Raw genomic sequence first — 20,632 nt, forward strand, 5'->3', positions numbered from 1 at the left:
AATCTGAAATCCCCATAACCATCGCCATAGCCTGTGGCCCGCGGGTTCCTTCCTCGGGGACTTTCGTACGCCTGCCGGCGCCCGAAACTCTTCACGTCTGCGGACCGGCAGCTCTTCGCAGAAGGGACGCGAAACCAGACCTTGAGATTGGAGTGGATCTGGACGACGCACTGCACACGAGCGCCAACCTGCAGCAAAAGCAGATCAAATACGGCCTGACCGATCCCTCAGCGATTGCGTGTCACGAGGCCGGGTTCGGGGATCGGCATGTCGCGAGTATTCTCAATCTCGTTTGGGGAAATGTCGTCGACCGGGTCGGCGTCCGCGCAGCTTGCCAGCAAGAGAAGATCGTACGCGCGGTGCTCGTGCACATTCCAAGCTATTCGCCGGGGTCGCTGCTGAACTTGGAGGATGGGCTTGGCGCGCGGCATGACCAGATACGTCGATCGGAACGCGAGTTATTTGTTTGCGACCGCGCCAGATGCACACTTGTCGCTGACGCATCTCAACAACGGCTCTTTTAGCATCATCATGGCCGACATCCAGTGACCGACGTTTCCACATTGTGGATCGTGCGTGCTCGTCAATGGCAAGTTGGATGCAAGACGTAAGTTACTAGAATAGGTTGCCTTTTCGAAACGTGTGCTGCACGATGCCCGCAGCGCTATCGGGAGGGGTAGAGAACGCATGGGTCAGCTTACGACAGGTGAACGCGAGTTCGCTTCCGCCATACTTCTCGTCCTGATGATCCTCGGCATCGCCATGGCGGCCGCCGGACGCTTTGATCCGATGGGCGTCCACGGGGGCATGGTCTTCCTATATTCGGGGGCGTTGTTCTGGTGGATATTGACCTCCTTCTTCGGCAAGGAGCCAGATGCCGCGCGGTTCTCCAGCTACTACGACGATCCGATCAAGGTCGGCGTCGCCCTCACGATGCTGTGGGCTATCTTCGGCATGTTCATCGGCGTCTGGGCGGCGGCCCAGCTCGCATGGCCCAGCCTCAATTTCGACATGGCCTGGTCGAGCTTCGGTCGCATACGCCCGGCCCACACGACAGGGGTGATCTTCGGCTTCGGTGGCAACGCGCTGATCGCGACATCCTTCCATGTGGTGCAACGGACATCGCGTGCCAGACTGGCCGATCAGTTGTCGCCCTGGTTCGTCATCTTCGGATACAATCTTTTCTGTCTGATCGCGGTGAGCGGCTATTTCATGGGGGTCACCCAGTCGAAGGAATACGCCGAAGCGGAATGGTATGCCGACATCTGGCTCGTGGTCGTGTGGGTCGCCTATTTCGTGCTTTTCGTGCGCACGTTGGCACGCCGCAAGGAACCGCACATCTACGTCGCCAACTGGTACTACCTCGCCTTTATCATCGTCGTGGCGATCCTCCACATCGTCAATAACCTCGCGGTGCCCGTCTCGTTCGGCCACGCGAAGAGCTATACGGTGTGGTCAGGCGTCCAGGATGCGATGGTACAGTGGTGGTACGGGCACAACGCGGTGGCGTTCTTCCTGACCGCAGGCTTCCTTGGAATGCTCTACTACTACCTGCCGATCCGCGCCCAGCGGCCGATCTTTTCCTACCGGCTGTCCATCATCAGCTTCTGGGGCATTACATTCTTCTATATGTGGGCAGGTTCCCACCATCTCCATTATACAGCGCTGCCTCTCTGGGTGCAGAACCTCGGGATGACCTTCTCGGTGATGCTGCTTGTTCCGTCCTGGGCGTCGGCCGGAAACGCATTGCTGACTTTGAACGGGGCATGGCACCGGGTCCGCGATGACGCCACGCTCCGCTTCATCATGATTGCAGCGTTCTTCTACGGATTGTCGACATTCGAAGGCTCCTTCATGGCGATCAGAGCGGTGAACTCGCTGTCCCATTATACCGACTGGACAGTGGGACACGTTCACGCCGGTGCCCTAGGCTGGGTCGCAATGATTATCTTCGGATCGTTCTACACGCTCGTTCCATCGATCTGGAAACGCGAACGGATGTATTCTTCCACCCTGGTGGAGGTTCACTTCTGGTTGGCGCTGATCGGCACGCTGATCTACGTCTTCGCCATGTGGAACTCAGGGATTATCCAAGGCCTGATGTGGCGCACGTATTCGCCCGACAACACCCTTGTCTACTCCTTCGTCGATAGCCTGCTGGCGATGTATCCCTACTACATCGCCCGCGCCTTTGGAGGGCTGCTGTTTCTCCTCGGCGCAATCGTGGCAAGCTTCAACATCTGGATGACGGTACGGACGGTTCCGGCCACCGTACCTGTAACTTCCGACGCACCGTTGCCCTCGGGCATCTACGGTGCGTCACCTTCTCCGGCGGAGTGAGACATGAGCGAGCGCCTGCACGGAAAACTGGAACGCACGGCTGTCGGTTTCATGCTTGCCATCGTTGTTGCCGGAAGCGTTGGCGGTATCGTCGAGATCGCCCCACTCTTCACCATCCACGAGACGGTTGAAGACGCGCCCGACATGAGGCTCTACACACCCCTCGAAACGGCGGGTCGCGACATCTACGTCCGGGAAGGCTGCTATGCCTGTCATAGCCAGATGATCAGGACGCTGCGCGACGAGGTGGAGCGATACGGACCATATTCGCTTGCCGTCGAATCCAAGTACGACCACCCGATGTTGTGGGGGTCGAAGCGAACGGGACCCGATCTGGCCCGTATCGGCGGCAAGTACTCCGACCTCTGGCACGTGGCCCATCTGATCAATCCGCGTGACGTTGTTCCCGAATCCAACATGCCGTCCTATCGCTGGCTGGCAACGACCCAGCTCGAGCTGTCCGATCTAGGGGGCCATCTCGCGGCACTGAGGACCGTCGGGGTTCCGTACACGGACGAGATGATCGCCAGTGCCGCCGGGGACGCATACGGCCAGTCCAATCCGGACAGCGACCAGTCCTCCGGCGTCACGGAACGCTATGGCGAGAAGACGCAGGTATCGGCGTTCGACGGCGTCAAGAATACCGTCACCGAAATGGACGCCCTGGTCGCGTATCTCCAGGTCGTAGGCCGCCTGACCAATGCGGCCTACGAGAACACCGCGGCACCCGAGCAGATGCCAGACCCCAACAACTGAGCGCGAAGGGGATTGAAATGGACTTTACCCACGAGACCATGTTGGAGCTCTCCAAGGTGTGGGGGCTGTTGTATCTCATCCTGTTTTCGATCGGCGTGGTCGTCTACGCGTTCTGGCCCTCCAACCGCACACGTTTCAAGCGGGCGGAAACGGAGATATTTGACAAGGACGACACCCCATGGCGATAGAGGAAACCGAAACCGACCAGATCACCGGACGCCGGACGACGGGACACATCTGGAACGGCATCAAGGAATTGGATACCCCGATCCCGCGCGGTGTCCTCATATTCCTTATCGTCACCCACCTGTTCGCCGCGCTCTGGTGGGTGCTTCATCCCGCCTGGCCGCTCGGAACGACCTATACCAAAGGCTTGATCGGCGGCGACCAGAAGCAGACAGTGGAGCGCAAGATCGTCGAAGCTGCGGCCTCGCGCGTACCGTGGACCGAACGGATCGAGAAAGACTCCTTTGATCAGATCAGGGCGGATGGGGAGCTGATGGCGAAGGTCGATTCAAGCGGCCATCAACTGTTCGGAGACAACTGTGCCGCCTGTCACGGCCGGGATGGAAAAGGCGGACAGAACTATCCTGATCTGACCGACGACGACTGGCTCTGGGGCGGCGAACCGGAACGGATCGTCGAGACGATGACGGTCGGCGTCAATTCGCGGCACTCGAACAGCCGTGTGTCGCAGATGCCTGCATTTGGGGCGGACGAAATGCTCGACCGCAAACAGGTGACCGATGTCGGTGCCTATGTCTATTCCCTGAGCAGCAAGGAGACTTCGGATGCTGAAGTCCTCGGTGACATCGAGGCCGGCCATCAGGTGTTCTTGGCAAGCTGTGTTTCCTGCCACGGGGAGGATGCCAAGGGCAAGGCGGACCTCGGCGCACCCAACTTGACGGATGGCCGCTGGATTTACGATGGAACCCTGAGCGGGATCATCGAGACTGTGCATGGCGGACGGCAGGGACATATGCCGACCTGGGACGAACGCCTGACACCCGCCGAAATCAAAATTCTCGCGCTTTATGTCAGCGGACTGGGCGGGAAACAGCCATGATCTCGGCGAGCAGGCCTTCGGCGAGAACCGTCATATGGCTTTTGGTCGGCCTAGTCTTCGCGACGTTCGTCGGGGCCAATGCGCATCTCGTCTACGTCGCGATCGCAAGCCAGCCCGCCTGCGTCGAGCATATCAAGGAAAAGGGCCAGCAGCCCACGGAATTCAGGGCCGCTGCGGCGGCTTGCTGAACGAAGGAGAAGGATCAGATGGCTCAGGACGACAACTCCGCCCGATATCTGAGCGAGGTATCCGGAATCGAAGAGACGATGAACCCGAAACGGCAGCGGCATCTACCCGTCACTGCTCCGTTCGACTGGCTCCGTCTAGGCTGGCGTGACCTGCTCACACAACCGTTTCCAAGTCTGTTCTATGGTTTCGTCGTCTTCGTTCTCTCGTCGGCCGCTGTCGTGACCCTGTTCCGATCCGGCCTCGACTATCTGATCTTTCCCGTGATGGCAGGACTGCTGATCGTCGCGCCGCTTTTTGCCTCCGGTCTCTATGTCAAGAGCCGGACCCTGGCGGCGGGCGGACGCATTACGCTACGAGGCATGTTAGGCGTGCGCCCGCTCGCCGGAAAGCAGGTCTTCTTTACGGGGATGGTGCTCTGCATGCTGATGCTCGTTTGGATGCGGGCCGCGGTGATCATCTACGCGCTGTTTTTCGGGGTGAACCCGTTTCCAGGTCTCGACGGCATAGTCAGCCTATTGCTGACCTCACCCGAGGGCTGGGGTATGCTCTTGGTTGGCTTTGCCGTGGGTGCGCTGTTTGCCGGGTTTGCCTTCGCCATCGGTGTCTTCTCGATACCGATGCTCCTCGATCAACGGGTGGACGCGTTCACGGCCATGGGAGTTAGCACCGCGATGGTCTGGAACAATCTGCCCCCGATGTTCGTCTGGGGAGCGATCGTCATGGTCCTATTCGCCGCCAGCGTGTTGACGGGTTTTATCGGCCTGATCGTCGTCTTTCCGCTGCTCGGGCACGCCACCTGGCATGCCTACACGGCGGTCAGGTAGCCGCCGATGACCTGCTGCGCCCCCACTGACCTGGCGCATGGCCACGACCCCGGACAGCGGACGCCGGGGATCGAGGAGGTCATGCTCGCCAGCCGGGACCTCGGCGATGGTCTTCGGCAGGTCGCCCTGTCGGTTCCCGACATGCGGTGCGGCGCGTGCATGGTTCAGTTGGAGATGACCCTCGCCAGATTACCCGACGTTCGCTCGGTGCGCGCCAACCTGACGACCAAGCGGGTGACCATCAACTGGCAGGCGGACAACGGCAATTCGCCGGACTTCGCCGGGTCGATCGGAGCGATCGGCTACACGGCCGTCCTGCCGACGGACGCTGTCGACCAATCCGGCGAGGAGATGTCTGGGCTGTTACGGGCTCTGGCGGTCGCTGGCTTCTGCTCGATGAACATCATGATCCTGTCTGTCTCTGTCTGGTCGGGCGCTGACCCGTCGACGCGGCAGGCACTTCATATGATGTCGGCCGCGCTCGCCCTTCCTGCCGTGATTTACTCGGGCGCGACATTCTACCGCTCCGCATGGCGGGCGCTCGTACACGGCCGGGTCAACATGGATGTGCCGATCAGCATCGGCGTGCTGCTTTCGTTCGGTCTGAGCCTGTACGATACGTTCGTCGAGGGGCGGCATGCCTATTTCGAGGCCAGCACGTCGCTCCTGTTCGTACTGCTTGTCGGCCGCACGCTCGATCACATGATGCGCAAGCGGGCGCGATCGGCGGCGGCGGCCTTGGCCGACATGATGCCAAAGGGCGCGAATGTCGTACGCGCGGACGGTCGGATCGACTATGTCCCGCTGAATGAGATCGGCCCCGGCACCCGCACTCTGATTGCCGCCGGCGACCGAATTCCGGCCGACGGCACCATTCTTTCCGGCATCTCCGAACTGGACCGCTCCATGCTCACCGGAGAGAGCCGCTGGGAAAGTGTCGCGCCAGGCGCACAGGTCCGCGCCGGCGATTTGAACGTCGGCCATCCACTGACAGTCGAAGCCACGGCTGCACCCGAGAATTCAACACTCGCCGAACTGCACAGGATGCTGGAGGCCGTCGAGGACGGCCGGTCCGCGTACCGGACGTTGATCGACAGGGCTGCGCGTCTCTACGCCCCCGTTGTCCACGGACTGTCGGTGTTCGCGTTCGTCATATGGTTCGTGTTCACACGAGACATTCACCTCTCCCTGACAATTGCGATCTCCGTACTGATCATCGCCTGCCCATGCGCGCTTGGGCTGGCTGTTCCCATGGTGCAGGTCGTTGCCGCCCGCCGGCTGTTCAAGCAGGGCATCGTCGCACGGGACGGATCGGCATTGGAACGTCTGGCGGAAATCGACACCGTCGTCTTCGACAAGACCGGGACGCTCACACAGTACGATCCGATGCTGGCGGCAGGGACCTGGAAAGGGCCTCTGGAGTTTTCCCTGGCGCTGTCGCTGGCAAAGTTCTCAAGCCATCCAATGTCAAAGGCCGTCGCCGACTACGCCTCGCGCGGCAACGCGGAGACCCTGTCGTTAGAGGATGTCCGGGAGACACCCGGAAATGGACTCGAGGCGACTTTCCGCGGTGAGCGCTACCGACTTGGCCGAAGCGGGTGGGAGACGGGCGGAGACGTGTTTGATCCTAATGCGCCCTCCACCGTTGTGCTGACGCGCCGAGGGGGTGAGGTGCTGGCTTCCTTCCAGTTCGGAGAACGGGTCCGGGCGGGTTCGGCAGAGGCGGTGCAATTCCTGGAGGATCGCGGCATCGCCGTCCGGATGCTGACAGGCGATGTCCCGCAGGCGGCCAACGCCGTGGCGCGTGAGCTCGGGATCGACGAGGTGAACGCAGCGGCGCTTCCCAAGGACAAGGCCGAGATCGTCGAAGCACTTCAACATCGTGGGCGCAAGGTGCTGATGATCGGTGACGGAATAAACGATGCCCTGGCACTGAAGACCGCACGTGTTTCCATGGCCCCGGCGTCGGGAAGCGACATCGGCCGCAGCGCCGCCGATTTCATCCTGCTCAATGGAGACATGGATGGAATCAGGATCGCGATGACGACGGCTGGGCGTGCTGCCGCGCTAATTCGTCAGAACTTCGCTCTCGCCATCGTCTACAACGTGGTCAGCATACCGCTTGCGCTCTCAGGCTACGCCAGTCCGCTCATCGCAGCGGTGGCGATGTCGACGTCGTCCATTTTGGTGGTCGCCAATGCGGTCAGGCTCGATATGGACGCCGATGTGCTATCCTGGCGGCGAAGCCCGACAGCCAAGCTCGCGGGAGCGGCCCAATGAGCACATTGTCGTTTTTGATACCCATCGCTGTATTGATGGGGATCGCGGGACTAGGGGCCTGCCTCTGGTCTCTTCGCAACGGCCAGTATGACGACCTGGACGGCGCGGCGGAACGCATACTCTACGAAAACGACGACAAGCCGCTGGGCGGCTGACACGCACTGATGGAGGTCCGAATGGAAAACAGAGAGCGACAGTCTGCAATGACAGAACATGACGCCAGCCCGTCCTCGCAGAAACGTACCCTCGATCCCTCGGAGTCTGTGACGGGAGTCGGGATCGTCTTTGGCATTCTCGGCGCTGTGGTCGGTCTCGTTGCCACACTGTTCGTCGCAGATGCGTCGGGTGTCGCGGAGTGGGTTGCGTGCTGCATTGTCGGAGCTTTCGCGGGAGGTTCCGCGGGCGTCGTCATCGGCGGGATGATCGGAGCTATCTTCGGAGTATTCAGAGGGGTGAAGGTGCCCACAACTCGTAACCTTCGTCGGTAGAAACGCAATGAGTTCGGGCGGCACATGGACTTAACCGCTTCCGGCATCCAGCCCGCACATATCTGATTTGACGACCCATGGCATCATCCTAGGATGCCGGTTGAAAATGCTATGGGTCATGCGATTTCGCTCCGCAGTCCGAGAGCCTCCTGTTTAGTGCTAGCGGATTTTTGGAGCAACAGGCAAAGGGGCATCGCGAATATCACATCGACACGCCAGCCAACTACGCAAACCTTCAACGGCACTCTGGTGCTTTCTGGATGTTATTATCCGAATTGCAGACTGACTGCTTCCAGGAGCTTGAGCGAGTCTTGCAAACGACCGAAATGAAGGCGCAAAGCTGCCGCATCTCATGCCGACCGCAGACGACGAAACTCCCTCGTCTCACCTCTGAGATGCGCAAAATGCGGGTGAACTCGCCCCCTCGACCGATTAGAGGTAGCTTGTGTGAGTGACGCAGATACCGCTGCGTGCTCTCACGTGTAGCATTTGCTTAACGCTCGGACTCATCGCGTCCATTGTCGCGGTGACGCTCTTGCTCGGCCTGGCGAATGCGCTCACGACGCTGTTCGTCCTGCACGCCTTTCGCGCCACCCGCCTGATCGCGTGCTGCCCGGGCCGCTCGACCCGCAGCAATAGCGTTTTGCTGGACCGCGATGGCAGGATCCACACTTGCCGGCGGCTTACGGTTTTGATCGTGGCCGTCGCCCGCTCGAGCAGCTGCAGACGTTCCCCCTCCCCCGGAAGCTCGCATGGCCGACGGTATCTGCTGCAACTCGATGTCACGGCGCTGCTCGGCAAAGAGTGCCGAAATTTCGCGCCGCATTTCCTCGACCGCCTGGCGCTCGCCACTACTGTCGACCATCGTTTCCAGGCGGTCCATGGATTTGTTGGCGCGTGCGACGCGCTCATCGAACTGTTCCAGCGAGAGTGGCATCATGTTTTCCTTTCGATGTTTGATGTCTGAAACCAAAGTCATGAGTTTCGCCAGTGGCGTGGCTGGATCCGAAGCCGTTCTCTGTGCCGATTTTGCAAAGCGGCTCTGCAGCCATGGCGTTGGCGCGCCATTCTGCGCAGCGCCGGCCGCCTTGATCGAAACGGCGGCACTGAGCCCCTGTTCGGACAACTGGCGCTCGATATTCTTGACCACCGCAAGGGTCTCCGCGCCTCGTCCAACCTCTTTCTGCTTCTTCAGCTCCCGCTCGAGCTTGCTGACGCTCGCATCGGTCGGCGCAAGAAGCAGTACAGTTCCACCTTTCATCGAGAAGAGTCGAGCATCACTGTTCAGCGCACGCTGAACAGTCTTCGGCACGGAGCCGCTGTCATGGGCACCGTGGATCTTGAGTTGCACAAGCACAAAGCCTCTCATCGCGCGTGGCGAAAGCTTCGGCACTTTTGCCGAAGCCGCAGCGGCAAACCGATCGGCAGCATCAATCACTGTGGATTTCGCCCCTACCTTTTTCAGCGCGTCCACGGTCGCCCGCCATTGTGGGGCCAGTGCAAGACTGCTGTTTGCGAGTGAGGAGCGGTCGGCGACACCGGACCGCTTTCGCTCGACGCGATTGTTAAGATCGCGGTTCTTGAGATAACGCGGATCGGAGAGACCACGTTGGTACGCGCCGGCCTGTGCCTGGCTGTACGGCCGCGTTGCGGCGACGTCGGCCCGGCGGGTCGCCACCATTGCGATCCCATGCTCACGCGCCTTTGCCGCGAACCGCTCTCGCCATTGATGAAGTTCGGGCTTGGTCAACCGCAGCGCTTTGCCAACATCATCGCGGGCGGAAATCATCGCATGGACGTGCNGAACGGGTTTTTCTTCAGGGCCGCATCGCCGACCGGGCGGAAAGCCGTCGAATGAACCGGAACCCCTTGCCGCGAACCGCTCTCGCCATTGATGAAGTTCGGGCTTGGTCAACCGCAGCGCTTTGCCAACATCATCGCGGGCGGAAATCATCGCATGGACGTGCACATGCCCGGTTTCCGGATGATGCGCCGTGACCCACCGGTGCCCTGCGACTTGCTCGCTCAGAAAATCGCGCACGGCGCGGTTCATCGCCTCGGAATCGGTCCCTGCGCGGGCTGAGAAAATAACGTGGAAAGCATTGCGTGGTTCAACGGTGCGAATATGCCCGGACCACTCCTGCCAAATTCCGTCTGCTGCTTTCTGAATTGAAGCGCCGCGTTCTACCCCGTCGCCGGCGCTAGTGATAATCCGCTTTTCATCACGAAGAAATTTTTCGAGGAAATAGCGGCTCGACTTTTCCGAAGTGGCAGCCCCAAGAACGCGAACCTCCGCCCGTCTGCCGGCATCCGCCAACCAAGCTGCAAGATCAGCTTCGGCAGATTCTGCCACGCGTACAGAGCCTTTGCCCGTCTCGCGGGATTTCAGAGCGCCGGCCAGTTTTCCCGCCGGCAGGTCCGTGACCGCATATACAGAAATCTCGCCGTTCGGGAGACGGGAACAAAGGAACGGCTTAGAGCCGAAGGCAGCGTTCAATGCCTCATGAAGATCGTCGTCTCCCACAGGTTCGGCGAACTTAATCGAGATGCTCGCCACCGCGTTTACGGAATAGGGCTCCCGGAACTCAGCGGTCCAGTCGGAGAGAACGGCCGCGCGCGCCTCCTTGCTTGCGATCGTGATCCCGTCTTGATCAATGACAGGAATGTCGACCTTTACCTTTCTGCCATTTTCGTTTTCGACCTCGCGCGTTCCAAGATAGGTGAGCAGGCCCGCGGCCGAAGTTCGGATGGAAACCGTTGATGTGACTTTGATCACAACCGGCTGGGCACCGGCAGCAAGCGCTGCCCGGCTGGCAACCTCTGACGACGCCTTGTCTTTCAACGAACGCCGCGTGGCGGTCGGCGGGTTGGCTTGACGTGCGGCGCTACCGCCGCCTCCCCCGCCCCTGCGCAATTCGTCGTCCTCTTCCGGTCCCATGCGTGAAGCTAACGCACCGACGAGCGCGATGACGTCCTGCTGAGAGGAGCGCGCTGGCTGCAGGATGGAGGCGATAGTCTGTTCCCCCGACGGGACGGAGATTGTCGCGGCCCTGGCTGCAATCCCTGTTGGCAGATACCGCTTCTCAGCACGATCACTGGTCACGGCGGGACCACTCGCCCGTCCGCGGCGCCGCTCCTCATCATCATCAAGGAGAGAAGCCGCCCGCCGCGCGGAGTAGCTATCGACTTCGCCGAGCAGACTTGCCCACTCATAGGCCATGGCCGCCCCCTCTCCGTTCACGCCGGCTGATCCGAAGCATCAAATCGACGTCGGCCCTCAGCCGAAACACAGCGTCGAGAAGCTTCCGCAGTGCTGCATCAAGATGCGGTTCATAGCCGACGCGGCCTTCATTCATGGCGCGTACAGCCTGGTTGAGGTTAATGCCGACGCGGCGTAATTCCTCGTTCGTGCCCCGCAGATGGTCTGCCTCGACCGGCCCGACGGGCAGCGGAAGACCGGCCTGATCGCGGAACAGCAGCCGAATGACGTCGCTTGCTGTGCGGTGTTCTCCGCACAGCGCGGCAAGCGCCTCGCGCTCCTCCAGCTTCATACGAACCCTGACCACCTCGCTTCGCATCGCTTCCTCTCCATTGCCATGGGTGCCGGAGGCGCTACAGAGCGCCATATGGCGCGAACCTCAGCCCTGCCGGAGGCGGGCGTCGTCGAGTTTGTACCACAAACTTGACTATCCTGCCACAGAGAATTAATTATAGTTTTCCATTCGCACTGTCAACTCACACTCGCAGGTGAGACGCACATGCCGTCTATGGACGGCGACCGACAAATGGGTAATTGAAACGCTGGCAATTGCCCATTGTTAATTGAAACAGTGCCCGTTAGTGCACGGGTAATGCTCAGATAACCGTTATTAATCATCAAGTAACGCGTCATTAACTGCTCAATGGCAATCACCAATGGGTCGTTCCCCGTTGATGATGAACAGCTGGCAATTGTCGATCATCAATCATCAGCGGCCAATCAGCAACGGGCAATTGAAGCGTTGCCAGAAGAGACGGAGACGGTTAATTATAGTTTCTTTCGGAACGAAAGGAGCTTCCATGATCGTCACCATCGCAAACCCAAAAGGCGGGACCGGAAAAACCACGCTCGTGCGGGCGCTGTCGGGAACAGCCGCCCATGCCGGAAACGACGTGTTTCTCATCGACGCCGACAGCCGTGCCAACACAATGCGATGGGTGACGATGTCGAAGCAGATGGAGGTCTGGCCCGACAGACTTGAGGCGGAAAGCTGCCTGGATCCGGATCGCATTTACAGAATGGCGTTGGATCGACAGCGCGAGGGTAAGATCGTCTTTGTCGACATTGAGGGGACGACGAATGAAAATCTCTTTGCGGGTCTTTATTGCGCCGATATCGTCCTCATTCCCCTCCAGACCACCCAGGACGATGTGGTCGCCGGCATGCAACTGGCGCTCAATCATATTCCCGTCGTCGAAGACGACCAAAAACGTAAACTACCCTCTCTGATCGTCATCACCCAGCACGATCTGGTCACCGGACGCGCCAAGGCGCATGCGCCGCTTCGCGAAATCTTGCGGGAAAGCGGCGTTGCGCTTGCCTCGCAGCCGATCGCCCGGCGCGCTTGCTATCAATCGATCGGCGCCGCCGGCACGCTCCAGACAGTTGCAACTCCCGACCCGAAAGCCATTGCCGAGATGGAAACGCTGCTCGGCGAAATTCTCGCCCTTTACAGATCGACCGCCGAGGGAGTTCAAGCATGAGCGACGGACCAGACAGCAAGAACCTTGTTCTCGGGCTGATTTCGACCAACCGGCAAAAGCCGTCCGTGCGGGAAAAGCAGATCGCCTCCCCTCCTCCGCAAACCGAGGGCGTCCATCAAGCCTCGACTAACAAGCCGCCGATTGGCCGTCAACAGCTTCGCGACATGGTCGCCAAAGGCGAGAGCCGCGATCCGATCGCCGGCAAGCGCTTCCGCGACACAGAAAAAGTGACCACCGGTATTCATATCCGCGCCGACGTTCACAAGACGCTGAAGATCCTTGCCGCAATAGAGCGCCGCAAGTTCAACGCCTATATCGAAGAGGCGATCGACGACTATCTCGAAAAGATCGCAGATCGTATCCCCGACATTTCCTGACCAGGTGGACGCGGGGCTCATCATGCGCTCCGCTTCTCATCTCCGGCGTTCGCCCTGATCGCCGCCATCAGCATCGGCCCGAGACCGAACTCGCCGCGCGCCGCCTTTCGGGTCAAGTCACGCAAGTAGCCGCCGGCCGAGGTGATATGCCCTGCCCGCTCAAGGATGCAGGCAATCGCAACCGCGGCATTCTCGGCCCCCATAATTTCGCAGGCCTCTTGGTAGGCCGAAGGACTGACGCCGAGCATCGACCGGACCACAATGGCAGCCGACATCAACTCACGCCAATGGTCAATTCGGCCGCCCGGCGCGTAATCCGCCATCTGCGGGCACGCCCTCAACACCATGCTCAACGGGAACGCCTTCAACGGCTCGGCAACCCGTTTCGGTTTTATCTCCGGCTTTTCGCCCTGCTCTTGTTCAGAGCGAGGTTCAAGTTCAGAAGTAGATTCGGGATTTGAATTCTGTATGTGGCATCCATCCTGGATAGCATTGCCGTCGGTTTTTTCTGCTTTTAGCTGAATTTCCAGGACGTTGACGATTTCCTCGCGAAGCATTCGCATGTCTTCGAGCACGGCATCGACATCGTGGCGCCTCGGCGCGCGCGGAAGGCGCGCAATAAGGCCAACATACATCGCCTCGATCTTTGCCCAATCGCCGTCAGCGCCCTCTTCCATGGCAGCGGAAATCAGCTTGCGCACATCGCGCCGGCAAAGCGTCAAAGCTTCCTTGGCACGCTTGAACTGCACGCGCTCTTCAGCAACTTGCTGGGCAAGACCAGCCAGCTCGGCAGCACGCGCACGTAGCGGTGCCAGGCTGAAGCCGAACGCGTCCTCGATTTCCCCTCCCCTGCTCCGATGCGCATAACGTTTACCGTTCGGGCTATCGCGGCGCTGGATCAGGCCAGCCTCAACGAGCACAACGAGATGGCGCCGCAGTGTTGTGCCGGCGATGCCGTGCGCCCGGATCGACAGCTGCGTGTTCGACGGGAATACGACAAGACCATTGTCGTCCGAGAGCTCAGTATCCGGATAGAAGCTCAGCAACGCGTGCAGCACTGCGAGAGATCGGTCCTGAAGGCCAAAGACGTCCTTCGCCTCACAGAGATCCCGGAAGACTTTCCACTTATCTACGGGCTTGCTCTCGCTACGCTCTGCTGTTTCCAGCTGACCTTTGACCAAGGCAAGCGTCATCGGCCGCCGCCCAAAGGGCGTCGTCACACTTCCACTCTGCATTTTCCTTCACCTCTCAAAAGGCAAAAGAAATCCGCTCACCAAAACGATGCCAAAGACTCTTGACTGTGATTCGTGAAAATGCGATTCTCAGATTGCTACATGTGAGGAAGGCTTCCACGACGGAAACGTTTGGGGGCCTTTTTCTTTTGCGGTTTGTCTCTCCTTCGACCTTGCTTAACTCTTGCTGTGACCCCCCGCCCTATTGCGCGGGGTCGGCCGATTGATATTCGCGCATCAGATCCGGCATTCGATCCGCCAGCCAGCGCGCAAATGCTGCTTCTTTTTTGGGAATGATTACGGTCGTCCCAGAAGACGTAGACTTCATACGCCCGAAAACTCTTTGGTTAACAGCGAAGTCGCGGATCTCATCCTGCGCTTTCCCTTCGCCGTGCTTAGATATCTCACTTGCAGCTCTGATTGCCTGCGCGATCCGCTCCGCTCCATCGGCTTGCTTAAACTCTGTTGTTTTAACAATCCGGCGCACAGCCTCGGCCTTGTTCAAACTCTTCAAGAGGTCCGCAAATGCAGTCCACTTGGGGCGGCCCACGCCCTTTGCACGACCAATAGCGTAGACAATATCTTCAGGAACGATGTCGGTGACCCGGAACAGGTGCGAAATAGCCGCCTCAGACAAACCAAGGATGGGGCATATCGCACGATGAGAGAGCCCTGCACTTTTTAGCTGCACGGCCCACATTGCATGCTCAATCCACGTGAGGTTCTCCCTAACGCCGTTTTCGAGAGACTGCTCCTCAATAAGCTGGCGATCTGTGAGATCACGGACGTATGCCTTGATCTTAACGGCCTCCGGTCTTTCGGCGTCCGCCATGATCGCCTTGACAGCCGCCCAGCGACGGTACCCGTAGGCCAACTGATAATGATCGCTCTTCGTGGGATGCGGTCGGACAAGAATGGGTATTTTCTGCCCTTCGCTTGCAATCGATAACTTCAGCGCTTCAAGTTCTTTGTCAGCCTCTTCGTCATTTTCGAAGCGATCCTTGTAAGGAGAGCGCTCCACTTTCGCGGGATCGAGGGAAATAATGCTGTCTTCGGTCAACTGCGAGAGCACTCTTCCCACGTTTGAAATGACCGGCGATGAGTGGCGTCGAGAAGGTAAAGCCTTGTCCAGCGCTTCAGGGACCTGGGCCGTATCACCGCGGTTTTCGGCATCCGCTGCCATTCTTTGAAGTATGCTCTTTTTCATACGCTACGCCCCCAAACCTTGTGGATCAGGTGAAGGATCTCGAAGTTAACACGATCCGCGCTTTCGATCGCTCGCTTCAGCGCCTCCCGACCAACCTCGCCGACTTCAAGCTCGTAAAGCGTTTTTTTAGCGACGGCTGCGCCAGCAATAGCAGTCGACTCCAGAGCCTCCGACACGAGTACGTCATCACCAAAAAGACGTCGCATGACTCCAGACATGTACTTCTGCGGTCCGTCGTTCGGATTCACACGTGTCAGAAGGAACCGGAAGAAATCATGCTCAAACTGGGCGCCGAACTGGCCCAGCGTCTCGGAAAGATCGGAAATCATGATGAGGAATTGATTGCAAGACGCCACGTCGAGCATGGCTGGATGAACCGTCACGATCAGCGACGTCGCAGCATACAGTGCTGCGAGCGTCGAGTAGCCAAGTGATGGCGGTGTGTCGAGAATGACAATGTCATAACGATCTTCCACACGAGCTAGCGCATTGCTGAGCCGCTCGAAAAAGAGACCGAGGTCGTCCCTATTCCTCTGTGTAAGGTAGGAAGGGGTGTCAAACTCGAAGTCCATGAGTTCGAGGTTTCCTGGCACCAGATCGACGCCTGGGAAATAAGTAGGTCGAATGACATCTGCCAAGGCTCGGCGCTCGTTGTCATAGCGTATCGCCGCATAGGCAGTCTCATTTTCGCCGAGATCAAATTCCGGTTGGATACCAAAAAGCGCCGTCATGGACGCTTGTGGATCCAGATCCATGCACAACACCCGGTACCCCTGCAAGCCGAGGAAATGGGCCAGATGCATCGAGGTCGTCGTCTTCGAACTTCCCCCTTTGAAATTCGCAGTGGCGATAACCTGCAGCTTCTCGCCCTCACGGCGGTACGGCAAAAGCTCACCGGCATCATCCGGACGAAGGGTAGCGAGAAATGAGCGCAGCTCTTTCACCTGGTCTACCGTATAAGTGCGCCGATTGTTCTCGGCGCGCTCCGGTACAGGTCCCTTCCCTTCGATCGTTAGTTGCCTGAGGGTGCTTTCAGGTACTCCCAGCAATCGTACCAGATCGAGGGTCGAGAATGTTCTCGCGAATGTTTTTCGTGCGGCTGGTGGATAGACTGCTTCGCGCATATCTTGAAGCTCCGCCGAAAGCTTCGACGTGTACGCCTGGATCTTCGATGCGGTATCTCTGACGTTATGAGAAGCCGAGTAAAGCATTAAATCCCCTTGACGGTTATGGTCACGATACGCGACCCTTACCGTCAGAAATGCCAGAGAGACTCCGATTCTTCAAGGAGTTTTTCGTTAATGAAAAGTTAACACCACCAATCACCGGCGCAGGACTTTACAGTTGTAAAGTTCAGCGCGACCTGTAGTTCCCACTTGGGCCGGCGAGAAGGTTTGCCACCTCGACCTCCACCCGCGCCACCACAAGCTTTCGACACCGAGGTCAGGTGGACGACTCAGCCGATCGTTCAGGTACGGCCCCGCACTGGGGCCGCACCTCGCTGAATCAATCCCAGGGAATGACGGCCATCAGATCATCGTCGTCTTGGCCCGGGAAGCGCCCGAGATTGGCATTGAGGCGTCCGTATCCGGTATTGACCGAGAGGGTGTAGTAGCCACTACCGTTCTGATTGATCTTCTTCCAGATGCCGCCGATTTCTACGGAGCGTCCCCTAGGGGTCTTGGCAAGGATGCGATAAACGGGCGCTTTCGGGTTGGTGCTGCTGATTTCTTCGCCGGTCAAATCGATGTCATAAGCCATGGATGCGATGTTGCCCGAGAGGCCGGTTTCAGTGAAGCGGATGAAGTTTACGAGGTCGGACATTGCTGTATCTCCTTTGTTTGCGTTGCCGATGGACACGACAAAAGGGCGGGAACAGGAACGGCCGCACCCGAAGGGTCGCAGCACCTGAGAGCGGGACGATTTTGCAGCGCGAGGAGATTTGTAGGATCGGGGAAAATCGTTCCGATCGAGGGTTGCGGGCGTGACGACCGGCCTTAGTGATCCATCTGAAGGCATCGCGTACAAAGGAGATCAGCGCAGATGTCTCCGGATATAACGCCGCCCGTTTCACCGAAACCCGCATCGCCACCCATCGACGCCAGACGCATCTACCTGAAATCGACCAAGCGACTAAACACCACTTACCGGAAGAACCATCGGCATCCTCGCAACGACATTCGCCGAGAGCTGGGGCTCGTACGGAACTGACTGCATCTGGGAAGAAGGCTGATCACGCAGCGAGCCCATCGAAACATCGAGATCGGCTTCACCACCATGCCATCCCGGGAGCCTCCCCTGACAAGATCGCCGGTCTTCAGGACAGGAACGCTGATTGCGCTAGCGATTTACAGCTGCGTGGGGTTGCGGGCACGATCACAGTACGCGGGATGAAGATTGTTCCTTTCGCATTTAAGAGAAAATCCGTTGCTGACGGGTCCGACAACAAGCCACATCATCAGCGCCCGATCACATGCGGCCTCATCCAGCCAATGTCGTACCGGATATAAACGCTCGCGCGAGACAGGCGCTCGCGTGATTCCAGCGCTGCGCGGATCCTGCTTGCGAAGCAAAGCGCGGGCCGGGGTTCGATGCCCTGGACCGCGCTCGCGGGCGGGAAAATGTCTAGGGTAGGTCAAATAGGTGGCTCTGTCTTAAACAGGGTGCCGACCGCGCGGAAGAAGCGCGACCGGCTGGATAGCATCGGCGGGGGTTATTCCGCTGCTATCGGCAGGGACTGGGCCTCGTCATCGTCGATCTCGACATTTGCCTCGGCGCTCGGGTCGGATGCAATCCGGATTGGAGCCGGAAGCCAGCCGGTTCCCACAACCAGCCTGTCCGCGATCAGCACGGCCTCTGTCTTCTTACCCGCTGCCTTCACGGATAGGCTTGCGTCTTCGCCCTTGGCTTCCGCCACAGCGAGAGCAATGCTTTGCCGATTGATGTGATTAAAATAGCTGTCGGCGGTCGTCTCGAACCAATCCGTCATCCGCACATTGAGCGCACGACCAAGCTGGTTTGCCTGCTCGATACCAGATCGGCGGTCAGTGAATTTCTTCTCCACGGCGTTGACGGAGTGGGCTGCCGCATAGGCCAGCAGGAGCAGCAGTTCTTCGCGGCTCTGTGCAAGGCACCACTCGAACAGGTCGGCAGGGTTTCCGGGGATTTTATGCCCGTAGTTTTCCTGTACGCTGTCGAAATCGGCAACGGCCCTGCACTTTTCCGGCGATTTTATCGACCCTTCGACGCGCTCATAAGTCAGCGACACTTGCAGGGCGCTTTGCTCGGACACATAGCCGGTGTAAGCAACACGCAGCAGCATGGCGTGAACGACGGCGGCAAGCGCCACATCGGGATTGTGGACCAGCTCGACGCGAAGCGCTGCGGTCTTCTGTGCCGTCAAATCCTCGATCAGGGTTGCCGGGTGAGTAAGCTTCGGGGTGTCATCCTTGGTTTTAACGCTTGCGGGGGCGTTCCCGTTTTCGCCGTCGTCCGCGTCTGCGGCCTCGTCCTCATTCCTGATGATGCCAATCGCCGCTTCCAGCTTGCCGTGATAGTTGACATACAGCACGATGCCGCTTCTCGCCTTGTCTTCGGCCAAATAGCTTTCCTTGCTTTCGGAAATCTCGTCCAGCCGCCGGTTGATCGCATCAACGCGCTCGTGTGCCCCCTCCTCCTCAGCCTCGTTGTTGATCATTTCTGCCAATTCGTCATGCTCTTGGCAAAGCGCGTCGTATTCAGCTTGAACTTCGTCAGAAAGCTCGACCTCCACCGGATAGACACGCGGTACATTGAACATCCATTCCGGGCGTTCGGAAGTCGCTTCCACCCATTTCCAGCCTTGCTGACGATATGGCACCGTGGCTTCTTCCAGCTTCTCGGATACGAGCCTGTCGAGCAATGCGACATCAAGCGCATAGCCTCCGCCGTCCGCGTCAAACAGATCGCGACGAATGGTTCCGCCTACCTGCTCATAGGCATCCAGCCCGCCGACGAATTTCACCCGCCGGTCAGTGCTGGCAACCTCGTCCGTCAACAGGTTCGACTTGATCCGGCTTGCATGACGATCCCATGTGGATAGGCCATTCCAAACCTGTTCCTGTCGCTCATGGTCGTCGGAAACCGTGAAGGCGGAAAGTTGCTCGAAGGTCATCTCCTCCTTGCGGTAGAGGTCCAACAGTTTGGGGGAGACCTTCGCTAACGCCAGACGGCGGCGCACGATGATTTCCGTGGTTCCAAAACGGGCGGCAATGTCAGGGATCGCCTTGCCCTGATCCGCCAAGGCGCTGAAGGCCTCGTAAGCATCCACCGGGTGCATATCTTCGCGCATGACATTTTCCGTTAGGCTGATCTCCGTGGCATCCTCGCTGTCGCGCACTTTGCACTCAACCGCGTGGTTCTTCTGAATTTCGCCCTGCTCCAACAGCAGCAACAATGCCCGTCTGCGGCGCTCACCGGCCGTGACGAAATACCGTCCCTTCTTTTCAGCGGTCCGCACGACAAGGTTTTGCAGAACGCCGTTGGCCTTGATCGATGCGGCAAGCGCCGCAATGCTGTCTGCGGAGTAGGTCTTGCGGACGTTCTTTGGGTCTGCATCCAGCTTGTTCAGTTCGATGATGATGGTCGTCGTCATGATAGGATCTCCTGATGTCCCGTTTCCTTTGGGTTTCGAACCCGCAGTGGGCGAAGCCTTCTTCCTTTGGTCCGAAGGACGTGCTCACACGTTCCTCGGAACGAAGGGAGGGGGCGTAAGCCCGCTCCCGGTAGGGCGGAGATCGGGTCATGGGTCGGACGGGAAGAAAAAACGGAAGGTTTGACGCCCTGGCGGTGAAAGCCGTTTTATCTTCACGGCCGACAGCGCCCTGGCGCGCTTGCCCATTGGCGCGAGCACCGGCCAATCGTAAGAGCGGCATGTCACGGAGAAGATGCGCATACGCGCCTCGCGGATGCTCCTTACAGATGTGAGCGCGGGTCGCGCTCTCAACTTCTCGCCCTTTTACACGAGAACGCGCCGTGTAAGAGATCGTAACCCCGAATGGATCGCACCCGTTTGCGGGTTCGGTCGAGCAGAACACGATGCGGCACAGTTGAGCCCGCCTCGTGCGTTATGCGCCATCACAGCCAAAAACA

18 protein-coding genes are annotated in these 20,632 nt (G+C 59.1%); 11 read left to right on the top strand and 7 right to left on the bottom strand.

Translation table 11 applies throughout. From position 1 onward, the window contains the following. From ASC96_RS15180 to ccoS, 9 genes are all read left to right on the top strand, one after another. On the top strand, positions 1–524 hold a 524-nt coding region (locus tag ASC96_RS15180), incomplete at its 5' end, for a hypothetical protein (RefSeq protein ID WP_210171867.1). A 163-nt stretch (positions 525–687) separates the two neighbouring features. Beyond that, positions 688–2,340, top strand: coding sequence for a cytochrome-c oxidase, cbb3-type subunit I (gene ccoN, locus ASC96_RS15185; protein ID WP_060503932.1), 1,653 nt, complete (start codon positions 688–690; stop codon positions 2,338–2,340). A 3-nt stretch (positions 2,341–2,343) separates the two neighbouring features. Then, positions 2,344–3,096, top strand: coding sequence for a cytochrome-c oxidase, cbb3-type subunit II (gene ccoO / locus ASC96_RS15190; protein ID WP_060503933.1), 753 nt, complete (start codon positions 2,344–2,346; stop codon positions 3,094–3,096). 17 nt (positions 3,097–3,113) lie between these two features. Next, positions 3,114–3,284, top strand: a complete 171-nt coding sequence (locus ASC96_RS15195; protein WP_060503935.1) for a CcoQ/FixQ family Cbb3-type cytochrome c oxidase assembly chaperone — start codon at positions 3,114–3,116, stop codon at positions 3,282–3,284. Next, on the top strand, positions 3,275–4,162 hold the full coding sequence (ccoP, locus tag ASC96_RS15200; protein WP_060503937.1) for a cytochrome-c oxidase, cbb3-type subunit III: 888 nt from the start codon (positions 3,275–3,277) through the stop codon (positions 4,160–4,162). The genes ASC96_RS15195 and ccoP overlap by 10 nt, the downstream gene beginning before the upstream one ends. Beyond that, entirely contained in the window at positions 4,159–4,350 is a 192-nt protein-coding gene (locus ASC96_RS15205; RefSeq protein WP_060503938.1) for a hypothetical protein, read from the top strand. The genes ccoP and ASC96_RS15205 overlap by 4 nt, the downstream gene beginning before the upstream one ends. An 18-nt stretch (positions 4,351–4,368) precedes the next feature. Beyond that, on the top strand, positions 4,369–5,175 hold the full coding sequence (locus tag ASC96_RS15210; protein WP_060503940.1) for a DUF2189 domain-containing protein: 807 nt from the start codon (positions 4,369–4,371) through the stop codon (positions 5,173–5,175). 6 nt (positions 5,176–5,181) lie between these two features. Then, positions 5,182–7,455, top strand: a complete 2,274-nt coding sequence (locus ASC96_RS15215) for a heavy metal translocating P-type ATPase (RefSeq protein WP_060503942.1) — start codon at positions 5,182–5,184, stop codon at positions 7,453–7,455. After that, a complete protein-coding gene (gene ccoS, locus ASC96_RS15220; protein WP_060503943.1) occupies positions 7,452–7,610 on the top strand; it encodes a cbb3-type cytochrome oxidase assembly protein CcoS in 159 nt (52 codons plus the stop codon). The genes ASC96_RS15215 and ccoS overlap by 4 nt, the downstream gene beginning before the upstream one ends. Positions 7,611–8,436: 826 nt before the next feature. Here the strand turns inward: ccoS and ASC96_RS33530 are convergent. Continuing rightward, positions 8,437–9,417 (bottom strand): hypothetical protein, encoded by a 981-nt coding sequence (locus ASC96_RS33530; RefSeq protein WP_210171868.1) that lies wholly within the window; start codon positions 9,415–9,417, stop codon positions 8,437–8,439. A 1,735-nt stretch (positions 9,418–11,152) separates the two neighbouring features. After that, positions 11,153–11,521: a hypothetical protein gene (locus ASC96_RS15235; RefSeq protein ID WP_156397497.1), complete on the bottom strand. Its 369-nt coding sequence runs from the start codon at positions 11,519–11,521 to the stop codon at positions 11,153–11,155. Positions 11,522–12,002: 481 nt separating this feature from the next. Between ASC96_RS15235 and ASC96_RS15240 the strand changes: the two genes are divergently transcribed. Then, positions 12,003–12,686: a ParA family protein gene (locus tag ASC96_RS15240; protein WP_060503950.1), complete on the top strand. Its 684-nt coding sequence runs from the start codon at positions 12,003–12,005 to the stop codon at positions 12,684–12,686. Beyond that, positions 12,683–13,063 carry a hypothetical protein gene (locus ASC96_RS15245; protein WP_060503952.1) on the top strand — a complete coding sequence of 127 codons (381 nt, stop codon included), beginning with the start codon at positions 12,683–12,685 and terminating at the stop codon, positions 13,061–13,063. The genes ASC96_RS15240 and ASC96_RS15245 overlap by 4 nt, the downstream gene beginning before the upstream one ends. Positions 13,064–13,083: 20 nt before the next feature. On the opposite strand, the gene repC is transcribed toward ASC96_RS15245, so the two are convergent. From repC to ASC96_RS15270, 5 genes are all read right to left on the bottom strand, one after another. Continuing rightward, positions 13,084–14,298, bottom strand: coding sequence for a plasmid replication protein RepC (gene repC / locus ASC96_RS15250; protein ID WP_060503954.1), 1,215 nt, complete (start codon positions 14,296–14,298; stop codon positions 13,084–13,086). Between the two features lie 199 nt (positions 14,299–14,497). Continuing rightward, positions 14,498–15,502 (bottom strand): plasmid partitioning protein RepB, encoded by a 1,005-nt coding sequence (gene repB, locus ASC96_RS15255; RefSeq protein ID WP_060503956.1) that lies wholly within the window; start codon positions 15,500–15,502, stop codon positions 14,498–14,500. Continuing rightward, a complete protein-coding gene (gene repA, locus ASC96_RS15260) occupies positions 15,499–16,713 on the bottom strand; it encodes a plasmid partitioning protein RepA (protein ID WP_056319937.1) in 1,215 nt (404 codons plus the stop codon). The genes repB and repA overlap by 4 nt, the downstream gene beginning before the upstream one ends. 295 nt (positions 16,714–17,008) lie before the next feature. Next, complete coding sequence (locus ASC96_RS15265) at positions 17,009–17,326, bottom strand: DUF736 family protein (protein WP_060503958.1); 318 nt, start codon at positions 17,324–17,326, stop codon at positions 17,009–17,011. Positions 17,327–18,215: 889 nt separating this feature from the next. Continuing rightward, the gene (locus ASC96_RS15270; protein ID WP_060503960.1) at positions 18,216–20,135 is read right to left on the bottom strand and encodes a ParB/RepB/Spo0J family partition protein; all 1,920 of its coding nucleotides are present in this window, start codon (positions 20,133–20,135) and stop codon (positions 18,216–18,218) included. Between the last annotated feature and the right edge of the window lie 497 nt (positions 20,136–20,632).

Source organism: Rhizobium sp. Root1204 (assembly GCF_001424965.1).
GTDB lineage: Bacteria > Pseudomonadota > Alphaproteobacteria > Rhizobiales > Rhizobiaceae > Pararhizobium.

Excerpts from the sequence above, each read along its gene's own strand:
- ASC96_RS15240 (WP_060503950.1), top strand. The coding sequence starts at position 12,003 with ATGATCGTCACCATCGCAAACCCAAAAGGCGGGACCGGAAAAACCACG.
- ASC96_RS15215 (WP_060503942.1), top strand. The coding sequence starts at position 5,182 with ATGACCTGCTGCGCCCCCACTGACCTGGCGCATGGCCACGACCCCGGA.
- ASC96_RS15195 (WP_060503935.1), top strand. The coding sequence starts at position 3,114 with ATGGACTTTACCCACGAGACCATGTTGGAGCTCTCCAAGGTGTGGGGG.
- ASC96_RS15210 (WP_060503940.1), top strand. The coding sequence starts at position 4,369 with ATGGCTCAGGACGACAACTCCGCCCGATATCTGAGCGAGGTATCCGGA.
- ccoP (WP_060503937.1), top strand. The coding sequence starts at position 3,275 with ATGGCGATAGAGGAAACCGAAACCGACCAGATCACCGGACGCCGGACG.
- ASC96_RS15265 (WP_060503958.1), bottom strand. The coding sequence starts at position 17,326 with ATGTCCGACCTCGTAAACTTCATCCGCTTCACTGAAACCGGCCTCTCG.
- ASC96_RS15205 (WP_060503938.1), top strand. The coding sequence starts at position 4,159 with ATGATCTCGGCGAGCAGGCCTTCGGCGAGAACCGTCATATGGCTTTTG.
- ccoO (WP_060503933.1), top strand. The coding sequence starts at position 2,344 with ATGAGCGAGCGCCTGCACGGAAAACTGGAACGCACGGCTGTCGGTTTC.
- repC (WP_060503954.1), bottom strand. The coding sequence starts at position 14,298 with ATGCAGAGTGGAAGTGTGACGACGCCCTTTGGGCGGCGGCCGATGACG.
- ccoN (WP_060503932.1), top strand. The coding sequence starts at position 688 with ATGGGTCAGCTTACGACAGGTGAACGCGAGTTCGCTTCCGCCATACTT.
- ASC96_RS15235 (WP_156397497.1), bottom strand. The coding sequence starts at position 11,521 with ATGCGAAGCGAGGTGGTCAGGGTTCGTATGAAGCTGGAGGAGCGCGAG.
- ASC96_RS15245 (WP_060503952.1), top strand. The coding sequence starts at position 12,683 with ATGAGCGACGGACCAGACAGCAAGAACCTTGTTCTCGGGCTGATTTCG.
- ccoS (WP_060503943.1), top strand. The coding sequence starts at position 7,452 with ATGAGCACATTGTCGTTTTTGATACCCATCGCTGTATTGATGGGGATC.
- ASC96_RS15270 (WP_060503960.1), bottom strand. The coding sequence starts at position 20,135 with ATGACGACGACCATCATCATCGAACTGAACAAGCTGGATGCAGACCCA.
- repB (WP_060503956.1), bottom strand. The coding sequence starts at position 15,502 with ATGAAAAAGAGCATACTTCAAAGAATGGCAGCGGATGCCGAAAACCGC.
- repA (WP_056319937.1), bottom strand. The coding sequence starts at position 16,713 with ATGCTTTACTCGGCTTCTCATAACGTCAGAGATACCGCATCGAAGATC.